Source organism: Nonomuraea sp. NPDC049486 (assembly GCF_040676925.1).
GTDB lineage: Bacteria > Actinomycetota > Actinomycetes > Streptosporangiales > Streptosporangiaceae > Nonomuraea > Nonomuraea ferruginea.
In genome coordinates, this window is the sequence record NZ_JBFAPV010000001.1 from 828,697 (window position 1) to 853,812 (window position 25,116).

A 25,116-nucleotide genomic window follows, 5' to 3' on the forward strand; every position below is an offset into this window, starting at 1 on the left:
TGATGGATGTATGGCGGAAGCGATCTACGTCGGCGGGTTGTTGGTGGCGACGCCGCTTCTCGACGATCCCAACTTCCGGCGTAGCGTCGTGCTCATCCTCGAACACGACCACGACGGCGGCACGCTCGGCGTGGTTCTCAACCGGCCGAGCGAGATCTCGGTGACCCAGGTGCTGCCCGTGTGGGACCCCCTGGTGACCGGGCCGCCGGTGCTCTTCGAGGGCGGGCCGGTGCAGACCGACAGCGCGCTCGCGCTGGCCGCCGTGCCGAGCGGGGAGGAGCCGCTGGGCTGGCGCCGGCTCCACGCCGGCACCGCGGCGGTGTCGCGGCTCGGCACGGTCGACCTGGACGCGCCGCCCGAGATCCTCCAGGGCGAGATCGCGCAGATGCGCATCTTCGCCGGCTACGCGGGCTGGACCACGGGCCAGCTGGAGAGCGAGATCGCGGAGGGCGCGTGGTACGTCGTCGACTCGGAGGCCGGCGACACCTTCCACGCCGATCCCGGCTCGCTCTGGCGACACGTGCTGCGGCGGCAGAAAGGTGAGCTGGCGTTCGTGGCGACCTGCCCGGACGATCCCACGATGAACTGACTAGGCGTCCCAGCCGGGGCGCAGCGAGCGCTCCACGAGCTGGAGCGTCTCCTCCATGCGCCGGACGATCTTCTGGAGGTCGGGCGGGTCCGCCGGGCAGGTGAATCCGATCCGCATGGCGGCCATCACGAACGTCACGACGAGATGGGGGAGCGGGCTCTCGTACGGGTCGACGCCCTGGCGGGCGGCGATGGCCTCGACCAGGCGCCGTTCGGACTCGACGGCCCGGGCGAAGGTGCTGTGGGCCAGGTGGGGGGTGGTGTCGAGAAGGCGCCTCACCTTGAGGAATCGCGCGACGTCGTCCGGTGTTGCGTACTCCATGGTGCGCAGCTGCGCGCGCAGGGCGTGGGTCATGGAGACGAACGGCGGCTCGTCCGCGGGGCGGTCGGCCAGGACCTCCAGCATCGTCTCCTCGACCTGGTCGTGGAGCCACAGGATCAGGTGTTCCTTGCTGGTGAAGTAACGGAAGAAGGTGCGTGGAGAGACCTCGACGGCCTCCGCTATCTGGTCGATCGGCGTCGAGTCGTACCCTTGTTCGAGGAAAAGATCGAGTGCGGCATCCAGAAGGGCGACCCGCGTCTTTTCCTTCTTGCGCTCCCGTAGTCCCATGTCTGTCACTCCCTCGACATCGTGATGTCACATACTGCCACATGTCAGCTTCTGGCGAATAAAACCCGTTTGTCATGTGGCAGCGTCTGCCACTATGGTTCCTGAGGTTTAAGAGACAATTGAGGGGGATTCAATGGCAGATGCGAAGACGGTGGCCGCGCCGTCGTCGCCGCCGGGCAAGACCGGGGCTCGCGGCAATCCTTGGCTGGTGCTGCTGGCGGTGAGCCTGGGCGTCATCATGGTGATGCTCGACGGCACCGTGGTCGGCATCGCGAACCCGGTGATCCAGGCCGACTTGGGCGCGACGCTGGCCGAGCTGCAGTGGGTGACCAGCGGCTACCTGCTGGCCCTGGCCGTGTTCCTGATCACCGCGGGGAAGCTGGGCGACCTTTTCGGGCACAAGCGCGTCTTCCTCATCGGCGTGGGCGGCTTCGCCCTCGTGTCGGTGGGCATCGGCTTCAGCGCCGAGCTGGCCGACGTCGTCCCCGGCGTGTCGCCGGCCGGCATGCTGATCGGCCTGCGCGTGCTGCAGGGCCTGTTCGGCGCGCTGCTGCAGCCCGCCGCGCTGGCGCTGCTGCGCGAGGCGTTCCCCGGCGACAGGCTGAAGCAGGCGATGGGCGCGTGGGGTGCGATCATCGGCCTGTCCAGCGCCGCCGGCCCGATCGTGGGCGGCGTGCTGGTGGAGAACGTGAGCTGGGAGTCGGTCTTCTTCATCAACGCCCCGGTGGGCGTCATCGCCCTCATCATGGGCGCGCTGCTCATCGAGAAGAGCCCGATCAAGGTGCTGAACAAGATCGACTGGGGCGGCGTGGTGCTGCTGTCCGGCGCCATGTTCGCGCTCGTCTGGTCGATCATCAAGGCGCCCGAGTGGGGCTGGGGCGATTCGACCACGCTGACCTTCCTCGGCATGTTCGCGGTGCTCACCGCCGCCTTCGTCTTCTGGCAGAGCCGGGCCAAGCAGCCGCTGGTGCCGCTGTCGCTGTTCGCCAACGCGTCGATCTCCATCGGCACCGTGCTGATGATGATGGTCGCCTTCGCGATGTTCGGCGCCATGTTCTTCCTGGGCTTCTTCTTCCAGGGCACCCACGGGCTGACCCCCCTGGAGGCCGGCATCCGGATGCTGCCCATGAGCGCGGGCATGATCGTCGCCTCGCCGCTGGCGGGCATCCTGCTCGGCAAGCTCGGGCCGCGGCTCACCATGGCGGCCGGTCTGGTGGTGACCTCGGGGGCCATGTTCCTGATGTCCCAGCTGACGATGGACGCCACGTTCCTGGAGACCTCGATCCCGTTCGTGGTGCTGGCGTTCGGTATGTCGCCGGTGTTCGTCGGCGCCACCGAGATCATCGTGGGCAACGCCCCCGAAGGGCTCACCGGCGTGGCGGGCGGCCTTCAGCAGTCGGCCATGCAGGTCGGCGGCGCGCTCGGCACCGCCATCCTTGGCGCGGTCATGGCGGGGCAGATCTCCGCCAAGCTGCCCGGCTACCTCGGCCCGGCCGCCCAGTCGATCCCGCCCGACCAGCTCGCGCAGCTGGAGGCGGCGGCCTCGTTCGGCGGGCTCCCGCCGGGCACTCCCGAGCAGATCGCCCAGATCGTGGGCCCGGCCGCGAAGAGCGCCTTCATGGACGGCATGCACCTCGCCTTCCTGGTGAGCACCGGGATCGCGCTGCTGACGGCCGTGCTGGCCCTGTTCGTCAAGGCCGGACGCAAGACGGAGGACGTCCCCGTCCACGTCGGCTGAACCCCTTGGACACGGCCCCCGCCCGCACCGGGCGGGGGCCGTACCACTTTCCTGGATCGGCGCGCGGCGGGCATAGACTCGGTGGGGTGAGCACGAAGATCCTTCCAGAGCAGGAAACGCGTCCGAAGACGTCACACGGCGACGGTGACCACGAACGCTTCGCCCACTACGCCGACAAGCACAAGATCACCGAGTCCATGGTGACGGGCACGCCGATCCGGGCCCTGTGCGGCAAGGTGTGGGTGCCCAGCCGCGACCCGAAGAAATACCCCGTCTGCCCGGAGTGCAAGGAGATCTACGAAGGTCTGCCGTCCGGTGGCGGCGAGGGCGACGGCAAGGACAAGTAACCCGGCCACCGGGTCTGCCCTGGGGTCACGCCTGAATACGATGTCCGGGTGACAGCACCGAAAGCACTCGACACCCCATACGATGCCCCGCGCATCTTCGGCCCCGCATACCGCACGGCGACCCTGGGCATCCTCCTCGTCGTCACGCTGGTCGCCTTCGAGGGCATGTCGGTCAGTGTCATCATGCCGGAGGTCTCCAAGGACCTGCGGGCCCTGGAGCTCTACGGCGTCAGCTTCTCCGCCTTCTTCATCGCCAGCCTCTTCGCCAACGTGGTGGCGGGTCTGTGGGCCGACCGGCGCGGCTACGCGCTGCCGTTCCTGGCCGGTCTGGTGCTGTTCGTGCTCGGCATGGCGCTGGCCGGGGCCGCGACGGGCAAGGAGATGTTCCTGCTGGCGCGGGCCGTGCAGGGGCTCGGCGCCGGGCCGACGGTCGTGGCGCTGTATGTCATGATCGCCCGGGTCTATCCGCAGGACGTGCGGCCCCGGGTCTTCGCGGCGCTGTCGGCCGCGTGGGTGCTGCCGTCGATGATCGGCCCGTCCGTGGCGGGGTTCGTCGCCGAGCACCTCGGCTGGCGTTGGGTGTTCTACGGCATCATCCCGCTGGTCGTGCCCGCCCTGCTCATGCTCCTGCCCTCGCTCAGGCGGCCGGCCGACGACCACGAGCCCGCCACCGGCCCGCGCTCGCGCCCGATGGCCATGACGGTGGCCGCCACCGCCACCGCCGTGGGCAGCGGCGTGCTGCTGTACGGGGTCGAGGAGCTGTACGACGCGCCGCTGGTCAGCGTCGTGTGGTGTGTGCTCGGGCTGGCGGCGCTCGGCTACGGGCTGGCCAGGCTGCTGCCGCCGGGTGCGCTCCGGTTCGGCCGCGGGCTGCCGACGACCGTCATGATGCGCGGGCTGTTCGCCGCCGCGTTCTTCGGGGTCAACGGCTTCATCCCGCTCGCCCTGACCGACGTCAAGGGGTTCACCACCGCCCAGGCGGGCATCGCGCTGACCACCGGGGCGCTCGGCTGGTCGGCCGGCTCCTACCTGCAGAGCAGGCGCGTGATCGACCCGTACCGCAGGATCAGGATGGGCGCGGCCTGCGTGACCGCCGGCATCCTGCTGGTCGTGCCCTCGGTCGTGGCCGGGGTCACCGGCTGGGTCGCGGTGCCGGCCTGGATCGTCGCCGGGTTCGGGATGGGCATGGCGATGGCCACCATCAACGTGACCGCGCTCAAGCAGTCGCCGGTCAACGAGCAGGGCGCCAACAGCGCCGCGCTGTCCGTGACCGACATGCTCGGCGCGGCGCTCGCGCTCGGCGTCGGCGGCGCCCTGTCGAACGTGATCGGCTTCACGCCCAGCCAGATCGCGGTGGGATTCGCGGTGATCTGCGGGCTGATGGCGCTGATCGGGCTGGCCGCCACCTTCCTTTCGGCCCGGGTCACCGACCCGGCAGCCTGAATCCGTCCCTCCAGCCACACCGGCAACGGATCGCCGGACCGGGGCCGCCCAGGGATGGTAGGACAGCGGTCGTGGAGCGTGACGACCGCGTCCGTACGCGATGGGACTCCCTGCCGCCGTCCGCGCGCATGTACGGCACCCCCGCCGACCCCGGCCCCCGGGTGCCGCGGCGCGCGCTGGGGCGCCTGGCCCGGCCCGTGCTGGCGGTCGTGGCCGCGGCCGGGCTGGTGGCGGCGCTCGCCCTCGCCGTGCTCCGGCTGATGCCCTCGGGCGGGGAGGCCACGCCGCTGACCGACACGCTGGCCGGGGTGCGGCTGGCGCTGCCGCCCGGCTGGGAGGAAGAGAAGGTGGCGCCCGTCACCGGGTTCACCTCGTCGGCCAGGAACGACGACGGCGGCCTGGTCATGACCAGGCCGCTGCCGGGAGAGATCGCCGACCCGCGCGCGGGCGTCAAGGACGCCGCCGAGCACTACGCGCGCCTCCTGCTGAAGGGGGACAGGGTCAAGGTGGTCGACGACCGGCCGGTCGCCGGCGGCCACACCAGGGCGCTGCTGGCCCGGTACGACGACGTGGTGAACCGTCCCGCGTACCTGCGTGTGACGCTTGTCACGAACGGCGGGAAGGCGGCGCTCGTCCTCGGGCTGCTCCAGCCCGAGGAGACGGCCGCCAGGCAGGCGCTGGACGGGGTGATGGCCAGTGCCCGATAACGCCCATAGCACGCGCGGGAGAGCTTGGCCAGGATCGAGGAGCACGGCACGTCTTGTCGGTGGGCCGGTCTACTCTTGGGACACTGTGAGAAAGCGAAGCACACGAACCCCAGAGGTGATGCGGTGAGCACCTTCGCCGCATCCCACCTGTCGCCTTCCTATCCCGACCGCGCCGCGTGGGGCACCGCGCCCAAGTTGCGCGCCTGGCAGCAGGAGGCGTTCGACCTCTACTTCGGGCGAGAGCCGCGAGACTTCCTCACCGTGGCCACGCCGGGCGCCGGCAAGACCACCTACGCCCTGCGCATCGCCAGCGAGCTGCTCACCCGCGGGGTGATCCGCGCGATCACCATCGTCACCCCGACCGAGCACCTCAAGCGCCAGTGGGCCGACGCCGCCGGCAAGGTCGGCATCAGCATCGACCCCGAGTTCAAGAACAGCCAGGGCACCACCAGCCGCGACTACACCGGGGTCGCGGTGACCTACGCCCAGGTCGCCATGCACCCCGCGCTCCACCGCGCCCGCACCGAAGCCCGCAAGACGCTGGTCATCTTCGACGAGATCCACCACGCGGGCGACGCCAAGTCCTGGGGCGACGGCGTGCAGGAGGCGTTCGAGCCGGCCGCCCGGCGGCTGCAGCTCACCGGCACCCCGTTCCGCTCCGACGACAGCCCGATCCCGTTCGTCACCTACGAGGAAGACGCCGAGGGCCTCAAGCGCAGCCGCGCCGACTACTCCTACGGCTACGGTCCCGCGCTCGCCGACAACGTCGTGCGGCCGGTCATCTTCCTGGCCTACTCCGGCGAGATGAGGTGGCGCACCCGCGCCGGCGACGAGCTCGCCGCCACGCTCGGCACCCCGCTCACCAAGGACCAGCTCTCCCAGGCCTGGCGCGCAGCCCTCGACCCGAAGGGCGACTGGATCCGCCAGGTCATGCAGGCCGCCGACCGCCGCCTGACCGAGGTGCGCCGCCACGTGCCCGACGCGGGCGGCCTGGTGATCGCCACCGACCACGAGACGGCCCGCGCCTACGCCCGCCACCTGCGCAACATCGCCGGCGAGGCGGCCACCGTCGTGCTCTCCGACGACCCCGGCGCGTCCAAGAAGATCAAGAACTTCGCCGCCTCGGGCGACCGCTGGCTGGTCGCGGTCCGCATGGTCTCCGAAGGCGTCGACATCCCGCGGCTGTGCGTGGGCGTCTACGCCACCTCCACCTCCACCCCGTTGTTCTTCGCCCAGGCCGTGGGGCGCTTCGTGCGCGCCCGCAAGCGCGGCGAGACCGCCTCGGTGTTCCTGCCCTCGGTGCCGACCCTCATGGGCCTGGCCAACGAGATGGAGGCCGAGCGCGACCACGTGCTCAACCGCCGCCCGCCCGAGGACGGCCTCGACGACAGCCTGCTCGACGACGCCAACCGCAAGAAGGACACCCCCGACGTCCTCGGCGACGAGCTGCCGTTCGAGACCATGGAGACCTCGGCCACCTTCGACCGGGTGCTCTTCGACGGCGGCGAGTTCGGCACCGGCGCCGAGGTCGGCTCCGCCGAGGAAGAAGACTTCCTCGGCCTGCCCGGCCTGCTGGAGCCAGACCAGGTGGCCACATTGCTGCGCAAGCGTCAGTCCGATCAGCAGGCGGCCAAGCGCAAGCAGCCCGAGCCCAAGGACACCCTGGCCCCGCACGAGCGCATCGCCGAGCTGCGGCGCGAGCTCAACGGCCTGGTCGGCGCGTGGAACCACCGCACCGGCCAGCCCCACGGCGTGATCCACGCCGAGCTGCGCCGCTCCGCCGGCGGGCCGCCGATCGCGCAGGCGACCGCCGAGCAGATCCAGGAACGCATCGACCTCATCCGGCGCTGGGCGACCCAGCGCCGGTAGGCGGCTTTCGGATCAGCGGCCCCGGAGATCGTGACGCTCCGTAACCCTATGCGTTTGGCAACAGAGCAGTAGCCTTCCGTTAGAAAGCAGGCCGGACAGGCAACACTTTCCGATGGGCTGCCTAACGGAGATCCAGAGGGACGTGCTCATGTCGCCTGAGGCCATGGGAAGGTCGATGCTCGCCGTCTCGTCCGGGCTCTTCTCCAATGCGATCGTCATCCGGCTGAGCGGCGAGATCGACGTGTACGGGCTCCCGGCGCTCCGCGATCACCTCACCCGGGTGTGGGACCTGCCGCCCACGCCGTTCCTGATCCTCGACATGCAAGAGGTCGGTTTCTGCGATTCGATGGGCATGAACGAGCTCCTGGACATCATGCACCGCTGCGAGGCGCGTGACACCGGGCTGCTGCTGGGCGGCGTGCAGGGCGTGATGGCCCGGGTGCTGTCCATCACCGGGCTGCGCAACGCCTTCGAGGTCTTCGGCACCCTCGACGAGGCGTTGCGCCACGCCGGCATGCGGGCCTGAGAACCCGTTTCCCGCCATCGGGTGAAAGGGAGTACGACACCCGATGGAAAGGGGGCGATTTGATTACGGACACAGAACGCGTGTCCACGGACGCCGAGGTGATCGAACAGTCCTGGCGGGACCCGGCCGCCTTCTCGACGCTGTTCGACCGTCACGCGCCCGCCCTGCACCGCTACGTCACCCGGCGGCTGGGCGACTCGCTCGCCGACGACGTCGTGGCCGACACGTTCCTGGCCGCCTTCCGGCGGCGCGACCGGTACGACGTGCGCCACACCGACGCCCGCCCCTGGCTGTACGGGATGGCCGCCAACCTGATCGGCAAGCACCGCCGCAGCGAGGTCAGGTCCTACCAGGCGCTGGCCAGGACCGGCGTGGACGACGTGGTGGAGAGCTACGCCGACCGGGTGGACGCGCGGGTGTCGGCGTCGGCGGCACAGCGCGACCTGGCCCGCGCGCTGGCCGAGCTGTCCCCCGACGAGCGTGACGTGCTGCTGATGATCGCGTGGGCCGACCTGGGCTACGAGGAGGTGGCCCAGGCGCTCGGCATCCCGGTGGGGACCGTCAGGTCCCGGCTGCACCGGGCCAGGAAGAAGACCCGCGCCGCTCTGGGCGGGATGAATCCGACGGACGTCGACGAGGAGAACGATCATGGATGACCTGCGGGTGCTCCAAGAGATGCGCGCGGACGCGCCGGAGCCCGGCGAGGCGCGGCTCGCTGAGATGCGTGCCGCGCTCAGCGAGGAGATCACGCTCAGCGGCCTGACAGCGGGCACGCCACCCCGCGAGGCTCTCGCGGCGGGCGCGCTCGCCACCCAGGGCGCCGTCCGGGGGACCGCGGCGCGACGGGTGCCGCGCTTCGTCAAGCTGGGCGTCGCGCTGTCGGGGGTCGCGGCGGCCGCTCTCGCGGCGCTGCTGGTCAACGGCGGTGCGGCCCCGGCGTTCGCCGTCACCTCTCAGGCCGACGGCTCGATCAAGGTGACCATCAACGAGTTCAGCGACCCCGGCAGCCTTGAGGAAGCGCTGGCGGACAAGGGCGTCAACGCCGCGGTCGACTACCTGCCCGAGGGGAAGACCTGTCAGGGCACACGGGGCGAGCCCGCCAAGGCGAGCGGACGGGTGGAGACCGGCCTCCGCTCGAACGGCGGCGGCGTGGACTTCACCATCACCAAGGGCGCGGTCGGCAGCGGCGAGACGCTGGTCCTGGCCATCTCCGGCGGCGGGTCCGGCAAGGCGCCCTCCGGCATGAATGTCGCGGTGATCAAGGGCGAGGTGAAGGAGTGCACGCCGGTCTCGGTGCCCGCTCCCGCCGATTCCGGCGAGGGTGAGAAGGGTTCCGAGGTCAACGAGCAGGGCGGCCCGGAGAAGGGGACCCACAGCGTCACCGAGGGTGACGACCAGGGCCCCCGGCACGACACGGGCGGCAGCTCCGACGACGGCTCCAAGATCCTCCACCACAGCGGCGACTAGCGACGCGCCCTCACCCGGCGGCCCCGCCACGGGGCCGCCGGGAACCCGGGCTCCTAGGGGCGGCCCCTTCGCATGACACGTGGCCTCGCCGAGGTGGCCGCCCTGCTGGCGACCGCGCCGCTGCCATGGTGGATCGGCGGCGGACACGCGATCGAGTGGCCGCCCTGCTGGCGACCGCGCCGCTGTCATGGTGGATCGGCGGCGGACACGCGATCGAGCCGGCGGTCGGCCACGCGTACCGCACGCGCGGCGACGTGGACCTCGGCCTGCTGCGCCGCGACCACGCCCCCGCCGCCCCCTGACCGCCCTCACCGTCGCCGGCGTCCCCTGCGCCGGCTCGCTCCAGAGGTCCGGCTCCTCTACAAGGCGCGGGCGCTGCGCCCCAAGGACGAGATGGACTTCGACCGCATGCTGCCCCTGCTCACCCCGCCCCAGCGAGACTGCGGAGACCGAGCACGGCGCACATCCGTGGCGGGGCCGTCTGATGATGTGAACCGGTGGTAGAGATCTTTCCTCCCGGGTGGAGGAAGGTCTTCGGGTTCTTGGCACCTACATAACCGGAGCGTGAGGAAATCTGTACTCTTCGTGATCGGTGGTGTCGCAGGGACGCCGCGTTACCGTAGAGGAGTGCCAGAGGTGAGTCTGTACCTGCCGGAGGACATGAAGCAGCGGGTCGCGGAAGCGGCCAGGGCGCATCACATGTCCGAGGACGCCTACATGCGCGAGGCGATCGCGCGGATGCTCGGCGCCGAGGTCCTGACCGAGCGGCCCCGTCCCACGCTGCCGCTCTTCGACAGCGGCGACCCGAGCCTCGCCCGCAGGGTCGACGAGATCATGGAGGACTTCGACCCGGGCGGGCGCGACTGATGCTCGTCCTCGACACCAGCGGCGCCTTCGCCGCCATCGACCGCGCCGCCGAGGACCACGGGGCGGCGAGGCGGATACTGGAGGCGGAGAAGGGGCCGATCCTCCTGTCGCCCTTCGTGCTCGCGGAGCTCGACTACCTGCTCCTGACCCGGATCGGCCTGCGGGCCGAGACCGACTATCTACGCGAGGTGACTTACGGAACGTACGATCTCGTACCGATGGCGCGGCAGGAGATCGTCGAGGCCACCGACGTCATCCTCCGCTACGCCGACATGAAGGTCGGCCTGGCCGACGCTTCCATCGCCGTGCTGGCGGCCCGCTATGAGACGACCCGGGTGCTGACGCTGGATCAGCGGCACTTCCGGGCCATGAAGCCGCTCTGGGGCGACGCGTTCACCGTGTTGCCCGCCGACCTCGACTAGCGGACGATCGGGGCGCCGTGGAGGGTGGCGCCGGCGGCGTCGAGCTGGGCCACGGCGGCGTCCGTCGTCTGCTTGGCCACGCCGGCCGTGAGGTCGAGCAGCACGCGGACCGTGAGGCCGTGCTTGACGGCGTCGATGGCGGTGGCGCGGACGCAGTGGTCGGTGGCGATGCCCACCACGTCGACGTCGCGCACGCCGTGCTGGCGCAGCCACTCCGCCAGCGGGACGCCGTCGCCGGAGGTGCCCTCGAAGCCGCTGTAGGCCGCCTCGTGGGCGCCCTTGCTGAAGACCTCCTCCACGGCCGACATGTCGAACGCCGGGTGGAAGTCGGCGCCGGGGGTGCCCGCCACGCAGTGGGCCGGCCAGGAGGTGGCGAAGTCGGGCTCGTCGGCGAAGTGGGAGCCGGGGTCGACGTGGTAGTCGCGGGTGGCCACCACGTGGTCGTAGCCGTGGCCGGCCACGTGTCGCGAGATCGCGGCCGCGACCTCGGAGCCGCCCGCCACGGCGAGGCTGCCTCCCTCGCAGAAGTCGTTCTGCACATCGACGATGATCAGCGCCGTACCCATACGGCCCACGATACGTCAGGCGAACTCCGTGGGGATCGCCGCGTACCCCCGGGCGAGGTGGAGCGCGTCCTGCGGCAGGCGGGCGATCGCCTCGGCGTGCCGCGCCCGCGCCTCGGCGAGGGGTTCGCGGCCGACGATTTCGCCCTCGCGTACGAACTCGGTCAGCAGCGGCACGCCGCCCTCCGGCACCAGCCCGGACGTGGTGACCAGCTCCGTCTCGTAGTGGTCCGACTTGTTCAGCAGGCGGTAGGCCTGCTTGCGCCCGCCCCGCGACGGCTTGCCGACCGACCGTTTGGCCACCGGTTCCAGCTTGCCGGTCCTGGTCTCGCGGGCCACCAGCTTGTAGACCAGCGCGGCCGTGGGCACGCCCGAGCCGGTCACCAGGGAGGTGCCGACGCCGTAGCCGTCGACCGGGGCCGCGGCCAGCGCGGCGATCGCGTACTCGTCCAGGTCGGAGGTGACCAGGATGCGGGTGTGGAAGGCGCCGAGAGAGTCGAGCTGCTCGCGTACCTCCTGGGCGGCGGCGGCCAGGTCGCCGGAGTCGATGCGGACGGCGCCCAGCTTCTCGCCGGCCAGCTCGACCGCGGTGCGCACGGCCTCACGCACGTCGTAGGTGTCGACGAGCAGCGTGGTGCCGGGGCCCAGCGTGGCGATCTGGGCCTCGAACGCCTGCTCCTCCGAGTCGTGCAGGAGCGTGAACGCGTGCGCGGCCGTACCGGCCGTGGGGATCCCGTACAGCCGCCCGGCCTGCAGGTTGGAGGTGGAGGAGAACCCGGCGAGGTAGGCGGCGCGGGCGGCGGCCACCGCGGCCTGCTCGTGCGTGCGGCGCGCGCCCATCTCGATGATCGGCCGCTTGCCGGCCGCGTTCACCATCCGGGAGGCGGCCGAGGCGATCGCGCAGTCGTGGTTCAGCACCGAGAGGATCAGCGTCTCCAGCAGCACGGCCTCGGCGAACGTGCCCTCCACGACCATGATGGGGGAGGCGGGGAAGTACAGGTCGCCCTCGCGGTAGCCGTGGATGCTCCCCGAGAACCGGTATTCAGCCAGGAACGCGAGGGTCGGCTCGTCGATGACGTTGTGCTCCTGGAGAAAAGTGAGTTCTTCGTCACCGAAACGGAAGCGTTCCAGCTCGTCGAGGACGCGTCCCGCCCCGGCGACCACTCCGTAGCGCCGCCCGCCGGGCAGGTGGCGGGCGAACACCTCGAAGACCGCTCGCCGGTGTGCCGCGCCGCTTCGCAACGCCGCCTGCAGCATCGTCAGCTCATAGTGATCTGTCAGCAACGCGGTGCTCATGGTCATCGTCACGAGTCGAAGACTACGGCCCACATAGGGCAGACTCATGGATGTGGGTAGCACCGCTCCAATCACCGTCGAGCGTCCTTCACAGGACGTCCGGCCCGATCTGCCGTGGGTGACGATCGTCTGGAACGACCCGGTCAACCTCATGTCCTATGTGACCTATGTCTTCCAAACGGTCTTCGGCTACACCCGGGAGAAGGCCGAGAAGCTGATGATGGACGTCCACCACAAGGGGAAGGCCGTCGTGTCCAGCGGCACGCGCGAAGAGATGGAACGCGATGTGCAGATTCTCCACTCCTACGGCCTGTGGGCGACGGTCCAGCCGGATTCGGTCAAGTGAGGCGGTGCCGGTGAGCTCGGGGTTCTCCTCCGGACGCGACGGAGCGGTGATCGCGAAGTTCGAGGCCGCGGAGGTCTCGATCCTGTCCTCGCTCGTCGGGATGGTGCTCGGGCTGGTCGCGCCCGGCGAGACCAGCGACGACCCGCTGGAGCGGGCGCTCGGCATCGGCGACGGCGCGGCGCCGTCCGATCCGGTGCTGGCGCGGCTGTTCCCGTCGGCATACGAGGACGAGAAGGAGTCGACGGAGTTCCGCCGCTACACCGAGGCGACGCTCCGCGACGGCAAGCGCGCCGACGCCCAGACCCTGCTCGACACCGCCGCGCCCGGCCGGGTGGAGCTCACTCCCGAGCAGGCCCAGGCCTGGCTGCGCTCGCTCAACGACGTCCGGCTCACGCTCGGCACCCGCCTGGAGGTGACCGAGGAGATCCACGACGAGCTCGAGTCGATGTCCGAGGACGACCCGCGCTACCCGGCGTTCGTCACCTACGACTGGCTCACCTACCTGCAAGACAGCCTGGTCCGAGCGCTCTGGTAACTTCCGCAGCATGCTGACCATCTCGAAGGAACTGGCCGACAAGATCGTCGCCCATGCCCGGGCCGACCACCCCGACGAGGCATGCGGCGTGATCGCGGGGCGTGACGGCGTCCCGGAGCGGTTCATCCCGATGGAGAACGCCGAGCGCTCGCCCACCTTCTACCGGTTCGACTCGATGGAGCAGTTCCGCGTCTGGCGTGAGATGGACGACCGCGACGAGGAGCCGGTGGTGATCTACCACTCCCACACGGCCACCGAGGCATACCCGTCGCGGACCGACGTCTCATACGCGTCAGAGCCGAACGCCCACTACGTCCTGGTCTCGACCAGGCACGAGACGGACGTCGAGTTCCGCTCGTACCGGATCCTGGACGGTGAGATCACCGAGGAAGAGGTAAGGTTCATCCCATGATGGGCTGGCCTGTGCAGAGTTTCCTCTTCGCACACACTCCGGCTGTCCTCCTGTACGACTGTCGCGGGCTCTGATCAGGTAACTGAGCAGGAATCCCCAGACACCCGTCGGTGTTGCATGCCGATGGGGACGACGACCAGATCGAGGAGATTGACAGCGATGGCCATCGAGGTCCGCATTCCGACCATCCTGCGTAACTACACCGACGGCGCCAAGGCCGTCAGCGCCGAAGGCGCGACCCTGGACGAGCTGATCGCCAGCCTGGAGTCCCGCCACCCCGGCATCAAGGACCGCCTCGTCGACGACAACGGCCTGCGCCGCTTCGTCAACGTCTACCTGAACGACGAGGACGTGCGCTTCCTCGGCGGGCTCGGCACCCCCGTCTCCGACGGCGACACGGTGACCGTCCTCCCGGCCGTCGCCGGCGGGTGACATGCGGTTCGAATCGCTGACCGACTCGGTCGGCCGGACGCCCATGGTGGGGCTGCCGAGGCTGTCCCCGTCCGCCGACGTGCGCGTCTGGGCCAAACTCGAGGACCGCAACCCCACCGGCTCCATCAAGGACCGCCCGGCGCTGTGGATGGTCGAGCAGGCGGAGAAGGACGGCCTGCTCACCCCCGGCTGCACGATCCTGGAGCCGACCAGCGGCAACACCGGCATCTCGCTGGCCATGGCGGCCAAGCTCAAGGGCTACCGCCTGGTCTGCGTCATGCCGGAGAACACCTCGGAGGAGCGCCGGCAGCTGCTGCGCATGTGGGGTGCGGAGATCATCTCCTCGCCGGCCGCGGGCGGCTCCAACGAGGCGGTGCGGGTGGCCAAGGGCCTGGCCGAGTCCCATCCCGACTGGGTCATGCTCTACCAGTACGGCAACCCGGCCAACTGGCGCTCCCACTACGAGACGACCGGGCCGGAGATCCTCGAGGACCTGCCCACCGTGACCCACTTCGTCGCGGGCCTGGGCACCACCGGCACCCTCATGGGCGTCGGCCGCTTCCTGCGCGAGCGCGTGCCCGAGGTGCAGATCGTGGCCGCCGAGCCGCGCTACGGCGAGCTCGTCTACGGGCTGCGCAACGTCGACGAGGGCTTCATCCCCGAGCTGTACGACGAGTCGGTGCTGACCACCCGGTTCTCCGTGGGGTCGGCCGACGCGCTGCGCCGCACCCGCGAGCTGCTGTCTTCCGAGGGCATCTTCGCGGGCGTGTCCACCGGCGCGGCCCTCCACGCCGCCCTGGGCGTCGCGCGCAAGGCCGTCAAGGCGGGCCAGCGGGCCGACGTCGTGTTCGTGGTGGCCGACGGCGGCTGGAAGTATCTCTCGACGGGCGCGTACGAAGGCACCCTCGACGAGGCCGAGCAGCGCCTCGAAGGCCAGCTCTGGGCCTGAGACCGCGAAGGGGCGGCCGGCGCGCGCCGGCCGCCCCTTCGCGTCCCGTCATCAGTTGAACAGCACCCGCATGGAGAACGTCACTTCCGTGTCGGTCTGCTTGCCGCTGAGGCCGACGGCGCGCAGCACCTCCAGGTTGGCCTTCTCCTCGCCCCGCATGTTCGCCAGGTAGAGCTTCTCCACCTTGTCCAGGTCGACGAACAGGCCGTACGTGGCCTCGCCCGCGTCAGGGATGGCGGTCTGGAAGGTCTCGCTCTCGCCGAGCGTGCCCTCACCGGCGAGCGTCTTGGCGTACTCGTCGGTGGTCGCCACGGTGAACACGCCGTCACCGGCGACCTTGGCGATCTGCACCTGCTGCCCCTGGGCGCTCAGGCTCTGCTGCACCCGGTCCAGGATGGCCTGGGCCTTGGCGGCGTCGGTGGTGATCCGCACGCCCGCCTTGAACTGCTGGGTGTCGAGGCCCTCGCTGTCGACGGCCACGGTGAGGTTCTGGCCGAGCACGGTGGCCAGGTCGTCCGGCAGCTTGAGCCCGAACTGGGTCTGCGCCTGCTGCAGGAACGTCTGGAACTCCTGGGACGCCCCGGCCGACTTCTGGATCTCGGCCCACTGCTTGGTGACGATCTTGTCCAGGCCGGAGATCGTGAGCGCGCCCGCGGTCGAGCCCGGCAGCGCGGCCAGGTTCGCGGTCGGCACGTCCTCGCCGCCGGTCAGGTCCTTGGCGCCGCGCAGCACGCCGGCGAGCTCGACGTACCCGCCGTCGAACCGCAGCGCGCCCGCGAACCTGGCGGTCTTGACCTGCTCGACCACCTGCTGCTGCTCGGCGGTCAGCGTCTCGCCCGAGAGCTCGGCGACCTTGCCCATGTGCGCCCAGAACGACAGCACGCCCTGCTCGCCGATGGCGCTCAGGTCGTCGCTGAAGTCGGCGTTGTCGGCCAGCGTGGTCTCCGCGGCCGCGTACTTGTCGGCGTTCTCCTGCGTGTCGGAGATGATCGCGTAGTCCTCGCGGAAGGCCAGGCCGTGCTTGCTCTTCCCCATCATCTTGGCGATGCCGGCCTTGGCGGCCTCCTCGTCCTTCACCTGGATCGCCATCGCGACGCCGGGCTCCTCGCCGCCGCTGGGCAGCACGCCGACCCCGACCCGGCTCCCGAGCCACGGGTCGATGTCCTTGGCGAAGTCGACGTCCTTGAGGCTGTTGTCGCTCTCCTTCAGGGAGTCGAAGAAAGCCTTGCGCGGGTCGTCGCCCTGGAAGGTGTCCTTGGTGGTGGAGAACTTCTGCGCGATCTGGAACAGGGCCAGCTTCTGGTTGGCGGCCGGGTCGAGGTCCAGGCGGACGTAGGCGATGGCGTCGGCGGGCAGCACGTCGTGCGGCTGCGTGCCGCCGCCGCCGAGGAACGACCCCACGGCCCAGGCGCCGCCGCCGAAGAGCACCACGGCCAGCGCCGCCGCGACGGCGATCATCCAGCCCTTGCGGCCCTTCTTGGGCGGCTCGCCGCCGTGGCCGGGGAAATCCTGGCCCGGGGCCTGCCAGCCGAGCTGCTCCTGCTGCCCGTAACCCTGCTGTCCAAAGCTCTGCTGTCCGTAGCCCTGCTGCTGCCCGTACTGCTGCTGCTGGCCGTACTGGGGCTGCTGACCGTACTCAGGCTGCTGGCCGTATTGGGGCTGGCCGTACTGGGGTTGCCCGTACTGCTGCGGGTCATAGCCGGGCTGGCCGCCGTGCGGAGGCTGCTGCCCGTAGGACGCCTGCTGCCCGTGAGGGGACTGCTGACCTGGGTCGGCCTGCTGACCGTACTGCGGCTGACCGTACTGGGGCTGCTGGCCGTACGGGGCCTGCTGCTGGTACGGCTGCTGCGGGGGGTACGGCTGGCCGTGAGACATAGGCGTCGTCGGCGGGTTCTCGGGCTGCTGCTCCTGATTCCACCGGAACGCTGTCGTCCGGTCAGGATCCTGCCCCGGCGGGGGATTATTCGCAGACATCACTCAACTCACAGTGTGGACATTTAAATCACACAGAAGGTAGCTGATGTTGCTAGACCCCCGCTTGCAATGCGCTGAAGTGTGCAGGCGGCCCGGTTTGGGGCGGGTTTATGGATGTACAGTATGAACTCACTAGAATATAGTTCCGTACTTGAGGCAGGGGCGGATGACCAAGTTCGACGAGGCCACGCAGGCGATCCGGGTCGACGAGACCACCTACGACGTCTGCCTCGACCCCGGCTACCAGATCGGCGGCCCGCTCAACGGCGGCTACCTGATGGCGGTGGTCCTGCGGGCGGTGGTCGACGACTCGCCGTTCGCGCACCCGGTGAGCACCTCCGCGCAGTTCCTCAAGGCTCCCGTGCCCGGGCCCGCCACCGTACGCGTCGAGCGGATCAAGACCGGCAAGACCGCCGCGTTCACCCGCGCCACCCTCGTCCAGGACGGCGTCGCGCAGATCGAGACCCTCGTCACCACCGCCACGCTGACGAACGCCGATCCCGTCTACGCCGACGGGCCCGCGCACGCCATGCCGCCCCTGGAGGAGTGCGTCAAGCTGCCGGACCCCAAGCCCGAGTCGAACATGAACATGAACGCCCAGGTGGAGGTCGTGTTCGACCCGCCGAGCATCGGCTGGCTCTCCGGCGCGCCCGCCGGCCGGCCCGAGTCGCGCGCCTACTTCCGGATGGCCGAGCCGCAGGACCCCGACCCGTTCGTGCTGGCGGTGGCCGTGGACGCGCTGCCGCCTGTGGTGTTCTCCGCCGGCCTGCGCGGCTGGGCGCCGACCGTCGAGCTCACCTGGCACCTGCGCGCGCTGCCCGCCCCCGGCTGGCTCACCGTGCTGGCCGGCGGCCGGCTCGTCGCCGACGGATGGTTCGACGAGGACGCCGAGGTGTGGGACTCGACGGGCCGCCTGGTGGCGCAGTCGCGCCAGCTGGCACGGGTGGGGCGAGGTTGACACGCGCGCTGTGAGCATTCTTACGCAGTGAAAAGAGCGCAGGTCGCCTACCCTCTGAAGCGTGCCGGACGCGAGTATTGGGATCTTCGACAGCGGGGTGGGCGGCCTCACGGTCGCACGGGCGATCATCGACCAGCTGCCCCATGAGTCCATCACCTACGTGGCCGACACGGCCCGGCAGCCGTACGGGCCCAAACGCATCGCCGAGCTGCGCGCCTACGCCCTGGAGGTGATGGACCACCTCGTCGAGCTGGACGTCAAGATGCTCGTGATCGCCTGCAACAGCGCCAGCGCCGCCGTGCTGCGCGACGCCCGCGAGCGCTACGACGTGCCCGTCGTCGAGGTGATCCAGCCCGCCACCCGGCGGGCGGTGCGCGCCACCCGCAACGGCAGGGTCGGTGTGATCGCCACCCGGGCCACGATCGAGTCGATGGCCTACCACGACGCCTTCACCGCCGCTCCCGACGTCCAGCTCACCGGCGTGGCCGCCCCACACCTGGTGTCGTACGTCGAGCGCGGCGAGACGATGAGCGAGCGGCTCATCGAGGTCGTCCGCGGCTACCTGGAGCCCATCCAGGACGCCGGATGCGACACGCTCATCCTCGGCTGCACCCACTACCCGCTGCTCACCGGCGCGATCTCCTATGTCGCGGGCGACGGGGTCACGCTGGTGTCCAGCGCGGACGAGACGGCCAAGGACGTCTACCGCATCCTGCACGACCGCGGCCTGGCGGCCGGCGGCGAGGCCAGCCCCCGGCACCGCTTCCGCGCCACCGGCGACTCCACGCTCTTCGCCCGGCTCGGACGCCGCTTCCTGGGTCCGGAGATCGACGCGGTCGAAGTCGCTCCAGTGGGGGGTACCACCGTCAAGGGAGGCCCGCATGAAAGTGACCATCATCGGCTGCTCGGGAAGTTTTCCCGGCCCTGACAGCCCCGCGTCCTGCTACCTCGTCGAGGCGGAGGGCTTCCGGCTGCTGCTCGACTTCGGCAGCGGGTCCCTGGGAGTGCTCCAGCGCCACATCGGCCTGTACGACGTCGACGCGATCTGCCTGACCCACCTGCACGCCGATCACTGCCTCGACCTGTGCGGCTACCACGTGGCCCGCACCTACGGCCCCGACGCCCCGTACCCGCGGGTGCCCGTCCACGCGCCGGCCGACGCGCCGCGCCGGCTCGCCGCCGCCTACGGCATGCCGGACGAGCCCGGGCTGGAGACCGCCTTCGACTTCGCGGGGCTCGCGCCGGGCACGATCGAGGCCGGCCCGTTCACGGTGACCGCGGCCCTGGTCAACCACCCGGTGGAGGCGTACGGGTTCCGCGTCGAGCACGGCGGGCGCAGCGTCGTCTACTCCGGCGACACCGGCGAGTGCGCCGAGCTGGTCAAGCTGGCCACCGACGCCGACCTGCTGCTGTGCGAGGCGTCGATGCTCGACGGCCCCGACCTGCCCACCGGGCTCCACCTGTCCGGCCGCCAGGCGTCCGAGCACGCCGCCGAGGCCGGGGCCGGGCGGCTCGTGCTCACCCACCTCGTCCCGTGGAACGACCCGGCCGAGGTGCTGGACGACGCCACCCGGGGCGGCTTCGCCGGGCCGATCGAGCTGGCCCGCAGCGGCGCCGTCTACGACCTGGCGTGAGGTCGTGCGGGGCGGGGATAGGCTGATCTGCATGTCGCGACAGGATGGCCGAAACCCCGACCAGCTCCGCCCCGTCACCATCACCCGCAACTGGATCACCCACGCGGAGGGGTCCGTGCTGGTGGAGTTCGGCCAGACGAGGGTGCTGTGCGCCGCGTCCGTCCAGGACAGCGTGCCGCGCTGGCGGCGCGGCACCGGCCAGGGCTGGGTGACAGGCGAGTACGCGATGCTCCCGCGCGCCACCAACACCCGCAACGACCGCGAGTCCGTCCGCGGCAAGATCGGCGGACGGACCCACGAGATCTCCCGCCTGATCGGCCGCTCGCTGCGCGCCTGCGTCGACTACAAGGCCCTGGGCGAGAACTCGATCCTGCTCGACTGCGACGTCCTGCAGGCCGACGGCGGCACCAGGACCGCCGCCATCACCGGCGCCTACGTCGCGCTCGCCGACGCCGTCGCCTGGATGCGCGAGCGCAAGATGTGCCCCGGCGACCCGCTCATCGGCTCGGTGTCGGCGGTCTCCGTGGGCGTCGTCGGCTCGGTGCCGATGCTCGACCTCTGCTACGTCGAAGACGTCGCCGCCGAGACCGACATGAACGTCGTCATGACCGGCGAGGGCAGCTTCGTCGAGGTGCAGGGCACCGCCGAGGGCGCCCCGTTCGACCGCGGCGCGCTCGACCGGCTGCTCGACCTCGCCGTGACCGGCTGTGAGGAGCTCACGCTCATCCAGCAGGAGGCGCTGTCCGCATGAGGATCCTGCTCGCCACCCGCAACCCCGGCAAGATCGCCGAGCTGCGGCGCATCCTCGCCGGGTTCGACATCGTGGGGCTGGAGGAGTTCCCGGAGATCGGCGACGTGGCCGAGACCGGCGTCACCTTCGAGGACAACGCCCTGCTCAAGGCCCGCGAGGTGGCCAGGCAGTCGGGCCTGCCCTCGGTGGCCGACGACTCCGGGCTCTGCGTCGACGTGCTCAGCGGCATGCCCGGCGTGTTCTCCGCCCGCTGGTCGGGCCGTCACGGCGACGACCAGGCCAACCTCGACCTGCTGCTCGCCCAGGTGTCCGACGTGCCCGACGACAAGCTCACCGCCCACTTCACCTGCGTGGCCGCGCTGTCGCTGCCCTCGGGCGAGTCCAGGGTGGCCGAGGGCGTCCTGCCCGGTCATCTCGTGCGCGCCCCGCGCGGCTCGGGCGGCTTCGGGTACGACCCGATCTTCGTGCCCGACGGCGACAGCCGCACCACGGCCGAGATGACGGCCGGCGAGAAGGACGCGATCTCCCACCGGGGCCGCGCCTTCCGCGCGCTCGCGCCGATCGTGCACGAACTGCTGGCGCCGTAACCATCCCTTAAGACCTGCCGGGCGCCGCGCGGCGTAGCGTCGGAGTCGTGCGGAGTAATCAGGTCACGCCCGTCTGGGCGGGCGCGCTGGCAGGCATCGTGGCGGGCGCCGTGGCGCTCGGCGTCGCGCAGCTCGGCGCGGGGCTGGTACGAGCCTCGTCGTTCCCGGTCCTGGCCGTGGGCGACTGGGTGGTCGACCTGTCGCCGGCGCCGCTGAAGGAGTTCGCGATCCGGACCTTCGGCGAGAACGACAAGAACGTCCTCATCGGCGGCGTGCTCGTGGTGCTCACCCTGATCGCGGCCGGCATCGGCGTCGTGGCCCGGCGCCGCCGCGCGTACGGGACGGCGGGGCTGGCGCTGTTCGGGGTGGTGGGGCTGGTGGCGGTGCTGACCAGGCCCGGCGCGACGGCCGCCGACGCGCTGCCGACGCTGGCGGGGGTGGCGGCGGGCGCCCTGGCCCTGTCCTGGATCCTCCGCCGCGCCACGCCTTCCGTCCGCGAGGTTTCCGCCGGGGACGTCGAGCGGCCCGGGGTCATGTGGGCTCCGGGCATGCCGTACGCGTTCGACCGGCGCAGGCTGCTGACCGGGGCCGCCGGGGGAGTGGTGGCCGCCGGGGCCGCCGCTGTCGTGGGCCGTTCGCTCAGTGGTGCTCGCGCCGTCGACGCGGCACGGGTCAACGTCGCGATCCCCGCGCCCGCCGTGCCGGCCCCACCCCTTCCGGCCGGAGTCGATCTCAGGATCAGGGGCCTGTCGCCGTTCGTCACCCCGAACGCCGACTTCTACCGGGTGGACACCGCGCTCATCGTCCCCCAGGTGGACCCGCGGGCGTGGACCCTGCGCGTGCACGGCCTCGTCGACCGTCCGATCGAGATCACGTACGAGGAACTGCTCAGGCGCCCGCTCATGGAGGCCGACATCACCCTCGCCTGCGTCTCCAACGAGGTCGGCGGCCCCCTCGTGGGCAACGCGCGCTGGCTCGGGGTGCGGATGGCCGACGTGCTGCGCGAGGCGGGGCTCCGCCCGGAGGCCGACATGCTGCTGTCGACCTCCTCCGACGGCTTCACCTGCGGCACGCCGGTGGACGTGGTCATGGACGGCAGGGACGCCCTGTTCGCCGTCGCGATGAACGGCGAGCCGCTTCCCGTGGCCCACGGTTTCCCGGTGCGGCAGGTGGTGCCGGGTCTGTACGGGTACGTCTCGGCGACCAAGTGGGTGGTGGACGTCAAGGCGACCAGGTTCGACACCGACGAGGCGTACTGGACGCCGCGCGGCTGGTCGGCCAGGGCGCCCATCAAGACGGAGTCCCGGATCGACGTCCCGGCGGAGGGGGCCACGGTGCCGGCGGGCCGCACGACGATCGCGGGCGTCGCCTGGGCGCAGCACAAGGGTGTCGACGCGGTGGAGGTACGGGTCGACCGGGGCGCGTGGCGGGAGGCCCGGCTCGCCCAGGTGCCCGGCCCGGACACCTGGCGGCAGTGGGCGCTCGACTGGGACGCCACGCCGGGGGATCACACGCTCGAAGTACGGGCGACGGACGCGGCCGGATACACCCAGACCGAGCAGCGCGCCCCGGTGATGCCCGACGGCGCCACCGGCTGGCACACGATCGACGTCCACGTCACCTGACTCGTCCGTTGATAGGGCGTTTGTGCTGGTAGGGCGCCCAGTCCTGGCCGAGAATCTTCCTGACTTTCGCCCCTGCGTCACGCTGTCCGCCCCTACGATCGGTCGTCGAGCAGTGACAGGAGGCAGGACGTGGCCCGCGACCGCAAGTCCGGCGTCCGGTGGGTCCTACCCGAGGGGCAGTACAACCCCGTGGTCGCAGACGGGGTGCGGTGGCTCGACTACGAGAACGCCACTGCCCCCGGACCGCCCGACTCCGAACCGACCGACCCATCCCCGACCGACCCCACGGGTGGCGGCGAACCCGTCCAGGGCAGCCGCGAAGGCCCCTGGAACTCCAGCCCGCCGCCCGCGGACGCGACGCCCCGGCCTGCCGCGAGCCCGCGTCCGGGGGAGCACGCCGAGAGCCCCGGCAACCGGCTCGCCGACGGCCCGTCCCGTTCCTGGCGCGATGACCGGAACCCTGACGTTTCGGTGCGGCGGCGGGACCGCGACGCCCCGGTGTGGCGGCAGGACAACGACGGCGCCGCTCCGCCCGCGACGTGGTGTGGTGGGGATTCTGATGGTTCGCCCACCAGCGGTCCTGGTCAGCGGGTCGGTGACGGTGCCGGCGGTCCGTCTGCGGGAGATCCGACGTGGGGTGGTGGTGCGGATTCTGGTGGTTCGCCCGCCGGAGGTGCCGGTCAGCGGGGTGGCGCGGATGCTGGTGCGTCGCCTGTTGAGGGCGCGGCGGGGCGGGGGAGTGACGGTCCGCCTGCCGGAAGGTCGTTTCGGTGGGGCGATGCGGGGCGGGACGGTTCGCCTGTCAGAGGTTCTGGTCAGCGGGGTCCGGCGACGGTGGCCCGGGGTTCCGGGTGGCCGGTGCCGCAGGAGAACCTCGCCGACCCGCCTGGTGCCGGGAGGGCCGGTACCCAAGGTGCCGGGGCGTGGGAGAACGGCGGGTTCGGGAGTGCGACACCCCGGCCTGCCGAGTCCGGCGGGAAAGCAGAGGCTCCGGAGGGTGGCGGCTCGCCGCCGTTCGAGCGGCGCGAACGCGACGAAGAGGATGGCGACTCGCGGCCGTTCGAACAGCGTGAACGCGATGCGGACGGTCAGGCCGTCGCGCCCGCTGTCCCTCCGGTGAGCTTCCTCCAGACGCGGATGACGACCGACGGCGGTGCACCGGCACCGTCCGCAGGAGAGAGCGGCGGTCCCGTACGGGCCGGTGGGCCGACGTCCTGGCCCACCCCCATGCGCCCGTACGACCACGAGCCTCCCACCGCTGATCCTCTCGATCAGGGGGCGGCCATCGCCGGTCCTCCCGATCACGGGTTGGCAGGCACCGGGCCGGTTGGTCGGGGGCCGGCGACTACCGGGCCGTTCGATCACGGGTCGGCGACTGCCGGGCCGTACGGTGAGGGGCCGGCGATTGCCGGGCCGTTCGATCAGAGGTTGGATACGGGCGGTCTCTTCGATCAGATGTCGGCGCCGGGCGGTCTCTTCGATCAGGGGTTGCCGGTCGGTGGGGTCTTCGATCAAGGGTTGGCGCCCGGCGGTCTCGGGGCCGATGGGGTGGATACGGGGGTCAGGCGGGGGGTCGCCGAGTATGACTGGTTCGACTGGCCGCATCGGCCGCCCAAGCTGGCCGGGAGCAGGTCGTACGGGGCGCCGGGCGGGCTGGCGCGGCCGGACCCGCAGGTGGAGCAGGACCTGGCGATGGCGGTGGAGCCGGGCGCCAGGTTCCCGGACCCGCGCGGCACCTGGGTGCGGCTCATCAACGGCGGCGGGCCGGCCGACGACCCGTTCCGGGCCTCGAACGCCGCCGACTGCGCACTGGCCGTGCTGTCCACCTGGCACGGGGAACCGGCCGCCGCGGCGCCGAGGACGCCCGAGTACGACGCCATCGGGCGCCCGCTGGTCACCGGAGAGGCGGGCAGCACGGCGCGGATGGAACGCTGGGCGGGGCAGCGCTTCCAGTACGCCGGGCAGGGGCGGCACGCGTACCCGATGCTGGCCCGCCGCCTGCGGGAGGCGGGTCACGGCGCGTCGGCGATCATCGTGGTCCGCTGGCCCGCCGGCGGGTCGCACGCCTGGAACGCGGTCAACTACCTGGACGAGGTCATCTGGATCGACGCCCAGCGTGGTCACATGGCCGTCGAACCCCTCTACACCACCGTGACCGGGGTGTTCTGCGTCATCCTCGACAGGCAGGGGCAGCCGCGATGAACCTCGACCAGGCCAGGGCGCTGGCGGAGGAGTACTTCAACGGGGTGCGCCCGCAGGAGGAGGCGCTGCCGGTGGGGATCTACGGGTTCGGTGACGGGTACGTGGCGTGGGCGCGCGAGCCGGAGCCCGACGACCCGGCCCGGTTGCCGGACACGATCGGCGGCGGGTGCGTCGTCATCGACAGGTCCTCGGGAGAGGTGGTGGCCCGCCCTCTGCTGGACCCGGAGTCGGTCGCCGACCTCTGGCCCGGCCGCCACCCTCGCTGAGC

The 25,116-nt window shown here is 71.1% G+C and carries 29 protein-coding genes; 25 read left to right on the forward strand and 4 right to left on the reverse strand.

Features of this window, described 5'->3' with window-relative positions; all coding sequences use genetic code 11:
• The first annotated feature begins 10 nt into the window (after positions 1-10).
• A complete protein-coding gene (locus AB0K05_RS03865) occupies positions 11-589 on the forward strand; it encodes a YqgE/AlgH family protein (protein WP_148033883.1) in 579 nt (192 codons plus the stop codon).
• Here the strand turns inward: AB0K05_RS03865 and AB0K05_RS03870 are convergent, their stop codons facing one another.
• Positions 590-1,198 (reverse strand): TetR family transcriptional regulator, encoded by a 609-nt coding sequence (locus tag AB0K05_RS03870; protein ID WP_148033882.1) that lies wholly within the window; start codon positions 1,196-1,198, stop codon positions 590-592.
• 133 nt (positions 1,199-1,331) lie between these two features.
• Here AB0K05_RS03870 and AB0K05_RS03875 point away from each other — a divergent pair, with 133 nt between their 5' ends.
• The 11 genes from AB0K05_RS03875 (at position 1,332) to AB0K05_RS03925 (ending at position 10,584) form a co-directional block, all read left to right on the forward strand.
• Complete coding sequence (locus tag AB0K05_RS03875; protein ID WP_219546530.1) at positions 1,332-2,936, forward strand: DHA2 family efflux MFS transporter permease subunit; 1,605 nt, start codon at positions 1,332-1,334, stop codon at positions 2,934-2,936.
• 86 nt (positions 2,937-3,022) lie between these two features.
• Complete coding sequence (locus AB0K05_RS03880; RefSeq protein WP_148033880.1) at positions 3,023-3,283, forward strand: DUF3039 domain-containing protein; 261 nt, start codon at positions 3,023-3,025, stop codon at positions 3,281-3,283.
• Positions 3,284-3,331: 48 nt separating this feature from the next.
• Positions 3,332-4,726 carry an MFS transporter gene (locus AB0K05_RS03885; RefSeq protein ID WP_271279919.1) on the forward strand — a complete coding sequence of 465 codons (1,395 nt, stop codon included), beginning with the start codon at positions 3,332-3,334 and terminating at the stop codon, positions 4,724-4,726.
• 71 nt (positions 4,727-4,797) lie between these two features.
• Positions 4,798-5,433 carry a hypothetical protein gene (locus tag AB0K05_RS03890; protein WP_148033878.1) on the forward strand — a complete coding sequence of 212 codons (636 nt, stop codon included), beginning with the start codon at positions 4,798-4,800 and terminating at the stop codon, positions 5,431-5,433.
• 123 nt (positions 5,434-5,556) lie between these two features.
• Positions 5,557-7,302, forward strand: coding sequence for a DEAD/DEAH box helicase (locus tag AB0K05_RS03895; protein WP_271280154.1), 1,746 nt, complete (start codon positions 5,557-5,559; stop codon positions 7,300-7,302).
• A gap of 163 nt (positions 7,303-7,465) precedes the next feature.
• Positions 7,466-7,828: an STAS domain-containing protein gene (locus tag AB0K05_RS03900; RefSeq protein ID WP_261808804.1), complete on the forward strand. Its 363-nt coding sequence runs from the start codon at positions 7,466-7,468 to the stop codon at positions 7,826-7,828.
• A gap of 80 nt (positions 7,829-7,908) precedes the next feature.
• Complete coding sequence (locus tag AB0K05_RS03905; protein WP_261808803.1) at positions 7,909-8,484, forward strand: RNA polymerase sigma factor; 576 nt, start codon at positions 7,909-7,911, stop codon at positions 8,482-8,484.
• Positions 8,477-9,295, forward strand: coding sequence for a hypothetical protein (locus AB0K05_RS03910; protein WP_364226392.1), 819 nt, complete (start codon positions 8,477-8,479; stop codon positions 9,293-9,295). The genes AB0K05_RS03905 and AB0K05_RS03910 overlap by 8 nt, the downstream gene beginning before the upstream one ends.
• A gap of 155 nt (positions 9,296-9,450) precedes the next feature.
• Complete coding sequence (locus AB0K05_RS03915; RefSeq protein WP_364226395.1) at positions 9,451-9,597, forward strand: hypothetical protein; 147 nt, start codon at positions 9,451-9,453, stop codon at positions 9,595-9,597.
• 334 nt (positions 9,598-9,931) lie between these two features.
• Positions 9,932-10,162 carry a hypothetical protein gene (locus tag AB0K05_RS03920; protein ID WP_148033874.1) on the forward strand — a complete coding sequence of 77 codons (231 nt, stop codon included), beginning with the start codon at positions 9,932-9,934 and terminating at the stop codon, positions 10,160-10,162.
• On the forward strand, positions 10,162-10,584 hold the full coding sequence (locus AB0K05_RS03925) for a VapC toxin family PIN domain ribonuclease (protein ID WP_364226398.1): 423 nt from the start codon (positions 10,162-10,164) through the stop codon (positions 10,582-10,584). Before AB0K05_RS03920 ends, AB0K05_RS03925 begins: the two co-directional genes overlap by 1 nt.
• Here AB0K05_RS03925 and AB0K05_RS03930 read toward each other — a convergent pair.
• Entirely contained in the window at positions 10,581-11,150 is a 570-nt protein-coding gene (locus AB0K05_RS03930; protein ID WP_271280149.1) for a nicotinamidase, read from the reverse strand. The two genes, AB0K05_RS03925 and AB0K05_RS03930, sit on opposite strands and share 4 nt — an antisense overlap.
• Positions 11,151-11,165: 15 nt before the next feature.
• The gene (locus AB0K05_RS03935) at positions 11,166-12,455 is read right to left on the reverse strand and encodes a nicotinate phosphoribosyltransferase (protein WP_364226401.1); all 1,290 of its coding nucleotides are present in this window, start codon (positions 12,453-12,455) and stop codon (positions 11,166-11,168) included.
• A gap of 40 nt (positions 12,456-12,495) precedes the next feature.
• On the opposite strand from AB0K05_RS03935, the gene clpS reads away from it, so the two are divergent.
• The 5 genes from clpS (at position 12,496) to AB0K05_RS03960 (ending at position 15,117) form a co-directional block, all read left to right on the forward strand.
• A complete protein-coding gene (gene clpS / locus AB0K05_RS03940) occupies positions 12,496-12,789 on the forward strand; it encodes an ATP-dependent Clp protease adapter ClpS (protein ID WP_148034889.1) in 294 nt (97 codons plus the stop codon).
• A 46-nt stretch (positions 12,790-12,835) separates the two neighbouring features.
• The gene (locus tag AB0K05_RS03945) at positions 12,836-13,324 is read left to right on the forward strand and encodes a DUF2017 domain-containing protein (RefSeq protein WP_308249034.1); all 489 of its coding nucleotides are present in this window, start codon (positions 12,836-12,838) and stop codon (positions 13,322-13,324) included.
• A 10-nt stretch (positions 13,325-13,334) separates the two neighbouring features.
• Positions 13,335-13,736, forward strand: coding sequence for a M67 family metallopeptidase (locus AB0K05_RS03950; protein ID WP_148033869.1), 402 nt, complete (start codon positions 13,335-13,337; stop codon positions 13,734-13,736).
• 159 nt (positions 13,737-13,895) lie between these two features.
• Positions 13,896-14,168, forward strand: a complete 273-nt coding sequence (locus AB0K05_RS03955; protein WP_148033868.1) for a MoaD/ThiS family protein — start codon at positions 13,896-13,898, stop codon at positions 14,166-14,168.
• A gap of 1 nt (position 14,169) precedes the next feature.
• Positions 14,170-15,117 carry a cysteine synthase gene (locus AB0K05_RS03960; protein WP_364226406.1) on the forward strand — a complete coding sequence of 316 codons (948 nt, stop codon included), beginning with the start codon at positions 14,170-14,172 and terminating at the stop codon, positions 15,115-15,117.
• A 51-nt stretch (positions 15,118-15,168) separates the two neighbouring features.
• Here the strand turns inward: AB0K05_RS03960 and AB0K05_RS03965 are convergent, their stop codons facing one another.
• Positions 15,169-16,992 (reverse strand): DUF3352 domain-containing protein, encoded by a 1,824-nt coding sequence (locus AB0K05_RS03965; protein WP_364226409.1) that lies wholly within the window; start codon positions 16,990-16,992, stop codon positions 15,169-15,171.
• Between the two features lie 265 nt (positions 16,993-17,257).
• Between AB0K05_RS03965 and AB0K05_RS03970 the strand changes: the two genes are divergently transcribed.
• The 8 genes from AB0K05_RS03970 (at position 17,258) to AB0K05_RS04005 (ending at position 25,114) form a co-directional block, all read left to right on the forward strand.
• Positions 17,258-18,049, forward strand: coding sequence for a thioesterase family protein (locus tag AB0K05_RS03970; protein WP_364226412.1), 792 nt, complete (start codon positions 17,258-17,260; stop codon positions 18,047-18,049).
• A 61-nt stretch (positions 18,050-18,110) separates the two neighbouring features.
• Positions 18,111-18,977: a glutamate racemase gene (murI, locus tag AB0K05_RS03975; protein ID WP_364226415.1), complete on the forward strand. Its 867-nt coding sequence runs from the start codon at positions 18,111-18,113 to the stop codon at positions 18,975-18,977.
• Positions 18,931-19,683 (forward strand): MBL fold metallo-hydrolase, encoded by a 753-nt coding sequence (locus tag AB0K05_RS03980; protein WP_364226418.1) that lies wholly within the window; start codon positions 18,931-18,933, stop codon positions 19,681-19,683. Before murI ends, AB0K05_RS03980 begins: the two co-directional genes overlap by 47 nt.
• A gap of 31 nt (positions 19,684-19,714) precedes the next feature.
• Entirely contained in the window at positions 19,715-20,434 is a 720-nt protein-coding gene (rph, locus tag AB0K05_RS03985; RefSeq protein ID WP_364226421.1) for a ribonuclease PH, read from the forward strand.
• Positions 20,431-21,021 carry an RdgB/HAM1 family non-canonical purine NTP pyrophosphatase gene (gene rdgB / locus AB0K05_RS03990; protein ID WP_271279085.1) on the forward strand — a complete coding sequence of 197 codons (591 nt, stop codon included), beginning with the start codon at positions 20,431-20,433 and terminating at the stop codon, positions 21,019-21,021. The genes rph and rdgB overlap by 4 nt, the downstream gene beginning before the upstream one ends.
• A 47-nt stretch (positions 21,022-21,068) precedes the next feature.
• Positions 21,069-22,646 (forward strand): molybdopterin-dependent oxidoreductase, encoded by a 1,578-nt coding sequence (locus AB0K05_RS03995; RefSeq protein ID WP_271279084.1) that lies wholly within the window; start codon positions 21,069-21,071, stop codon positions 22,644-22,646.
• A 1,548-nt stretch (positions 22,647-24,194) separates the two neighbouring features.
• Positions 24,195-24,848 (forward strand): toxin glutamine deamidase domain-containing protein, encoded by a 654-nt coding sequence (locus AB0K05_RS04000; protein WP_364226426.1) that lies wholly within the window; start codon positions 24,195-24,197, stop codon positions 24,846-24,848.
• Positions 24,845-25,114 carry a hypothetical protein gene (locus AB0K05_RS04005; protein ID WP_148033860.1) on the forward strand — a complete coding sequence of 90 codons (270 nt, stop codon included), beginning with the start codon at positions 24,845-24,847 and terminating at the stop codon, positions 25,112-25,114. The genes AB0K05_RS04000 and AB0K05_RS04005 overlap by 4 nt, the downstream gene beginning before the upstream one ends.
• The last annotated feature ends 2 nt before the right edge of the window (positions 25,115-25,116 follow it).